The organism is Mesorhizobium sp. M2A.F.Ca.ET.037.01.1.1 (assembly GCF_003998075.1).
Classification (GTDB): Bacteria; Pseudomonadota; Alphaproteobacteria; order Rhizobiales; family Rhizobiaceae; genus Mesorhizobium.
This window is the reverse complement of sequence record NZ_RZSA01000405.1, coordinates 1-5469: the sequence shown is the minus strand read 5'-3', so window position 1 is coordinate 5469 and position 5469 is coordinate 1. Positions and strand designations below refer to the sequence as shown.

Sequence of the window (5469 nt, the reverse complement as noted above, 5' to 3'; positions counted from 1 at the left end):
GGCGCCTCGCTTGCTTGGCGGCAATCTTCCGAATGCCGGCGCGCACCCCCCCCTGCCCGGCCGCGGCCCGCCGCTATACTGCGCCAACGCACCCTTAGCCGAAGCGGGGACTTCCGGCGAGTTGCCCAGCGGATACTGCTAACCATCAACGCCTTGACGCGATTGACAAAGCCTGGGCCGCTGGCGGCATGTCCTCCGCAGCGTGCCGCGCAATAATATTCCCTCCGGCCGCGAATATACGGATTGGTTTGGCTTCCAAATCCGTGACTTCAGCGGCATTGCGTGCAGCGCAATTCCACCCATTCGATCCAGGGCCTGCCATGGCGTTTCGCCTCTTTGTTCCAATCCTCGCCGGAGCGACGCTTCGCGAGCGGCTGCTCGCCTGCATCGGCGCGACCATCGGCATCGCGCTCACCGGCATGATCAGCGGGCTTGCCATGGGCAGCGGCCCGCTTGTGGCGATGCTGGTGGCGCCGATGGGCGCTTCCGCCGTGCTGCTCTTTGCCGTTCCCTCGAGCCCGCTGGCGCAGCCCTGGTCCATCATCGGAGGCAACACGATTTCGGCGCTGGTCGGGGTGACGGTGGCGCATTTTGTGCATGACACGGTGATCGCCTCCGGCCTTGCGGTGGCGCTGGCGATCGCCGCCATGTCGTTCACGCGATCATTGCATCCGCCGGGCGGCGCGGCGGCGCTTACCGGCGTGCTCGGCGGGCCGGCGGTTGCGGCGGCCGGCTTCCTGTTTCCGTTTGTGCCGGTGGCGCTGAACTCAACCGTCCTGGTCGCGCTCGGCTTCCTCTTCCACAAGCTGTCGCGCCGCAACTATCCCCATGTTCATGTGCCGGCCAACAGCAGTCACGGCACAGCCGACCGGCCGCCGGCCGAGCGCGTCGGGTTTCGGCCCGAGGATGTCGATGCGGCGCTCTCGGCGCTCGACGAAACCTTCGACATCGACCGCGATGACCTGGAGCGGCTGCTGCGCCAGGTCGAGCTGCAGGCGATGGTGCGCTCGCAGCGCACGCTGCTTTGCCGGGACATCATGTCCCGCGATGTGATCTCGGTGCCGGAGACGGCTTCAGCCGACGAGGCGCGCAACCTTTTGATCGACCACAACATCCGCACCTTGCCGGTCGTCGACGCGGAAGGACGGCTCACCGGCGCAATCGGCCTGCGCGAGCTGACGAGAGCGACCGACACGGTGGGAGGGGTGATGTCGAAAGCAAGCACCGCTTTGCCCGACATGCCGGCGATGAGCCTGCTGCCGACACTGACCGACGGGCGCAGTCATGCGGTGGTGATCGTCGATGGCGGCCGGCATATACTTGGGCTGATCACGCAGACCGATCTGCTGGCTGCGGCTGCGCGCGTGCAGCAGGCAGGCAAGGCGCCGTTGAAAGCGGTGGCCTAGGAGCAATTCGAGGACCATGGTCACGGTCTTCCGCCTGAAAGTGCATGGAACCTGAAGCGGTTCAGCGCTTCAGTGAAAAGCCGAGCCGCTTCAGACAGGGCGTCAGCCAGGCAAGTGGACCGCCCGGTCGAGACGCCGCGTGGCGCCAGTGGCCTTGTCCGGCCGGGCGACATGCGCCCATGAGCCGTCATAGACCGCCTGCCGCCGCTCGATCCAGGCGTTCACGCCCTCGCGCAGGTCTGCTGTCGGGGCCACGCGGGCGAATTGCTCGGCCTCCACCAGCAAGCCTTCCGCTATGCTCGAGTTGATGCCACGCGCCACCGCTGTGAGGATGCTGGCGACCGCCGTCTGCGAATGACTGACGATGCGGCGGGCAAGGTCAAGGGCCGCCCGCATCAGCTCTTCGTGCGGCACGACCTGGTTGACCAGGCCAAGCTCGGCGGCACGAGCGGCGGAGAATGTCTCACCGGTTAACAGCAGCTCCAGCGCGCGCTTGCGGCCGGCAAGCCGCGGCAGCCGCTGCGTGCCCCCGAAAGTCGGCGGCATGGCAAGCTTGATCTCCGGCTTGGCGAACAAGGCACGGTCGCTGGCGACGGCCAGCGGCACCGCTTCGGTGATCTCGCAGCCGCCGCCAAAGGCTAGGCCGTTGACGGCGGCGATCACCGGCTTGCGGAACGCCTCCAGCCGCGCCGTCAGACGCTGGCCGCGCATGACGAAATCGCGCAGCGCCGCATCGGTGCCCTCGGCCACGCTCAACGAGAATTCGTGGATATCGCCGCCGGCGGAAAAGGCGCGCTCCCCTGCCCCTGTGAGGATGACGGCGCGCACGTCATTATCCGTCTCGATCAAGTCGAGACGCGACAGCAGCCGGTCGATCAGCGCGTAATTCAGCGCATTCAGCTTGTCGGGGCGGTTGAGGGTGAGGATCGCGACGCGGTCGCGCGTCTCGCTCAGCACAAGGTCGGTCATGGCTTTTTCCTTTTCCGGTGGTTCGGCGGGATAAGGAGCAGGCTTTCGATTGCTTGTATATTCACTAGTCGGTATACTTACACGATGAGCGAAAAGACCAATCCTACGCGAAAACGCCTGGTCGATGCGGCGACCAAGCTCTTCTATGCCGAAGGCATCGGCCGCGTCAGCGTCGACGCCGTGGCCGAGAAGGCAGGACTTACCAAGCGCACGCTCTACTATCATTTCAAGAGCAAGGACGATCTGATCGCGGCCTATCTCGATGGACGCGACCAGCCTAATCTCGAGCAGATGGCGGGCTGGTTCGATGCGGCGGAGGGCGGCGCGGACAAAAAGGTCGAGGCGATCTTCACCAACTTAGCGCGGGTTGCCCGCCATCCCAAATGGAAGGGCTGCGGCTTCCTGCGCACGGCGGCCGAGCTGGCGGCGATGCCGGGGCATCCGGCGGTGAAGGCGGGAGCACGCCACAAGACCAATTTCGAGAAATGGCTGGCCGGCGCGCTTTCAAGCCACGATGTCGCCCAGGCGAAGATGCTGGCGCGCGAGATCGTGCTTTTGATGGACGGCGCCTTTTCCAGCATGCTGATCCATCACAATCCCGACTACGTCAACGCCGCCGGCCATGCCGCCGCGACGCTGATACGGGCGCGGATGGCAGGCAAACACGCAGCTTAGATCGTGGACGCTCGCGGCGCGTCGATTGAGGCGTTCGAGGGGCGGCCTCTTCAGGACAAGGCCAGCCAGGCGGTGCCGGCGAGAAGCGTCACCAGCGTCAGCGGCAGGCCGACCTTGAAAAAAGCGGAAAAGGAAAGCTGCTTGCCGGCAGCCTTGGCCTGCTCGGCGACGATCAGGTTGGCGACCGAGCCGAGCAGCGTGAAATTGCCGGCAAGCGTCGAGCTCATCGCCACGACCAGCCAGGCGCGCTCCGGGTTCTCCAGCCCGGGAATGAACGGCCGCAGCGCCAGCACCGCCGGCACATTGCTCATGATGTTGGAGAGCACCGCGGTGAAGCCCGAAAGGCGCCAGACATCGTCGAGGCCGATGTTCTTCGCCCAGGCGATCATGTCGGGCGTGAGCAGCGTGCGCTCGGCGCCTGCCACCACCACGAACAGGCCGGCGAACATGAAGAGCAGCGGCCCGTCGATCTCGCGATAGATGCGCCGAGGCTTGATTGCCCGGGTGACCAACAGGAAAGCGCCGGCAATCAGCGCCGCCTTGGCGACGGGAACGCCGGCGAAGAAGGCGAGCGCCAGCAGCACGCAGACGATGGTGGCCTTCAGCACCTGTCCGGGCAGCATGCGGCCCCGATACACTTCCGGGCTGAGCTCGGCGGGGCGGGAGAATTCCGCGCGGTAGACGATGCGTATGATGACGATGACGCAGAGCAGGCCGAATAGCGCCACCGGCGCGAGCGCCACCGTGAAGGCCGGATAGGAAATGCCGGACAGCGCGCCGATCACCATGTTCTGCGGATTGCCGGTGATGGTGGCGACGCTGCCGCAGTTCGAGGCGGTGCAGGTGGCGATGAGGTAAGGCACCGGGTTGCGGTTGATGACGCGGGTGACATGAACGACGATCGGCGCCATCACCAGGCAGATCGCGTCATTGACCAGGAAGGCCGAGAGCACGCCTGTCAGCAGCGTCACCATGACCAGGAGCATGAAGGGCGCATGGGCGTGTTCGATGGCAAAGCCGCCAAGCGCCCGAAACGCGCCCGAAACCTTCAGATGCGCGACCACGATCATCATGCCGAGCAGCAGCGTGATGGTATCGAAATTGATGGCCTTGTAGGCATCCTCGATGCTGATCGCGCCGATGGCGATCATAAAGGCACCGCCAAGCAGCGCGATTCCGGCGCGGTCGAGGCGCAGCCCGGGAATGCGGCCGACGGCGACGCCGGCATAGGTGAGCACGAGGATGAAGAGCGCGCCCGCGCCGGTCCATGTCATTGCAAGAAGGTTCCCGTTGCCTGCCCTGTCCGCCAGAATCGGCCGGAGGACGGGTCGGCCTCACATTTAACAAGGGCGGCGGAAAGGGAAAGCGTGCAAGCGCAGCAAAGCGTGATGACGCTTTCATGGCTTTCACATTCATAAACCCTAATGTAAAGAACGGTGAATTAACATATCTGACCGAAAATCCAGGCGTTGGGGGACGAAACGGATGAACACGGTCGTTGAAGCGGAACATCGCGTCCTATCGCGGGAGGAATTGATGCGTCCGCAGGAATGTCCCCGCTGTCAGGGAGCCAAAAAAGTCTTCGTTTGCGCGCGCTGGCTGAGCTCGAACGGCCATTGCTGTCCGGAGGGCACCCACCGGATTAACTGCCCAGGACACAGCGTCGCCTGTCTCGAATGCAGCGGGCGCGGCAGCTAGAGCGTTTCACCGTTTCACGGAAACGGCGAACCACTCTATCTCCTTGTTATTACGCAATTCCGGACGGAAAACCGCTCACACTTTTCCTGGAATTGCTCTAGCGGTACCCGACAGCCTCCGATCGACCACAGCGTCGCCGTGGCTCAATCCTGTACTCTGCATTGGCCGAAGGCCGCCGTCATTAAAGTTTGACATAGGCAGGTTCCGCCGGGGCTGTTGCGATCAACGCCCGCTGGACTTGGCTATTGCTTTGCGCTTCAGCGCCGCCTACCACTTGGCGAATTTCACGATTTCCTCAGGCCCCCGCAAAGCAATGATCGTCCGACTGCGACGCGCCCTGCGATGGCAAGCGCTTCCGCTTCTTGCCGGCTTTGCCGTTGTCGCGCTGATCATAACCGCGCGCGCCATTCTCGCCGAAGCGCAGATCGCCGACCGCGACGCCAGCCGTGAAGCAATTGAAGCCCAGCAAACGCTCTCGAGCCTGCTTTCGCTCGCCCAGGACGCCGAGACCGGCCAGCGCGGCTATCTGCTGACCGGCGAGAAAAACTATCTGCTGCCATACCAGCATGCGGTCGAGGCGCTGCCGGCGCTGCTCAAGCGCGTCGATGAGATGTTTCCGGTCGGCAGCGATCGGGCGCAGCAGGTGGCCGGCATCAAGGACGCGCTTGCCCGCAAGCAAGCGGAACTCGCTGAGACGATCAGGCTCTACGACACGGGCAAC

General features: G+C 64.4%; 5 protein-coding genes. 3 read left to right on the top strand and 2 right to left on the bottom strand.

All coding sequences use genetic code 11. The features are described from left to right. Positions 1–320 precede the first annotated feature (320 nt). A complete protein-coding gene (locus EOA27_RS19870) occupies positions 321–1406 on the top strand; it encodes an HPP family protein (RefSeq protein WP_126083224.1) in 1086 nt (361 codons plus the stop codon). A 102-nt stretch (positions 1407–1508) separates the two neighbouring features. Here the strand turns inward: EOA27_RS19870 and EOA27_RS19865 are convergent, their stop codons facing one another. Next, positions 1509–2375, bottom strand: a complete 867-nt coding sequence (locus tag EOA27_RS19865) for a crotonase/enoyl-CoA hydratase family protein (protein WP_126083225.1) — start codon at positions 2373–2375, stop codon at positions 1509–1511. 84 nt (positions 2376–2459) lie between these two features. Between EOA27_RS19865 and EOA27_RS19860 the strand changes: the two genes are divergently transcribed. Next, positions 2460–3050, top strand: a complete 591-nt coding sequence (locus EOA27_RS19860) for a TetR/AcrR family transcriptional regulator (RefSeq protein WP_126083226.1) — start codon at positions 2460–2462, stop codon at positions 3048–3050. 50 nt (positions 3051–3100) lie between these two features. On the opposite strand, the gene EOA27_RS19855 is transcribed toward EOA27_RS19860, so the two are convergent. After that, positions 3101–4324: an anion transporter gene (locus EOA27_RS19855; protein ID WP_127253722.1), complete on the bottom strand. Its 1224-nt coding sequence runs from the start codon at positions 4322–4324 to the stop codon at positions 3101–3103. Positions 4325–5061: 737 nt separating this feature from the next. On the opposite strand from EOA27_RS19855, the gene EOA27_RS19850 reads away from it, so the two are divergent. Continuing rightward, the coding region (locus EOA27_RS19850) for a CHASE3 domain-containing protein (protein WP_245491124.1) at positions 5062–5469 on the top strand (408 nt) is incomplete at its 3' end.

Coding starts and splice junctions, on each gene's coding strand:
- EOA27_RS19870 (WP_126083224.1), top strand. CDS start 321: ATGGCGTTTCGCCTCTTTGTTCCAATCCTCGCCGGAGCGACGCTTCGC.
- EOA27_RS19865 (WP_126083225.1), bottom strand. CDS start 2,375: ATGACCGACCTTGTGCTGAGCGAGACGCGCGACCGCGTCGCGATCCTC.
- EOA27_RS19860 (WP_126083226.1), top strand. CDS start 2,460: ATGAGCGAAAAGACCAATCCTACGCGAAAACGCCTGGTCGATGCGGCG.
- EOA27_RS19855 (WP_127253722.1), bottom strand. CDS start 4,324: ATGACATGGACCGGCGCGGGCGCGCTCTTCATCCTCGTGCTCACCTAT.